The 229-nt window shown below is 63.8% G+C and carries 1 pseudogene; it reads right to left on the bottom strand.

Going from position 1 to position 229, the window contains the following annotated elements:
- Positions 1-229: pseudogene (locus tag A612_RS00020) on the bottom strand (dihydrolipoyl dehydrogenase); the annotation flags it as partial.

Below are 229 nucleotides of genomic sequence, written 5' to 3'. Positions count from 1 at the left end.
GGAACAGGCCCTTCTTGACCTTGATGCCTTGGGCCTTGGCCTGGTCTTCCGTCAGGCCCACCCAAGCCACTTCAGGGTCGGTGTAGGCCACGCTTGGGATCACGCGGGCGTTGAAGGCGGCGCTTGCCAGCTCTTTGTTGCCTTGCAGTTCACCGGCAATCACTTCTGCCGCCACGTGTGCCTCATGCACCGCCTTGTGCGCCAGCATGGGCTGGCCCACGATGTCGCC

The organism is Melaminivora alkalimesophila (assembly GCF_000282995.1).
Lineage (GTDB): Bacteria > Pseudomonadota > Gammaproteobacteria > Burkholderiales > Burkholderiaceae_C > Melaminivora > Melaminivora alkalimesophila.
The sequence above is the reverse complement of the archived record's forward strand: the minus strand, read 5'-3'. Positions and strand labels throughout refer to the sequence as shown.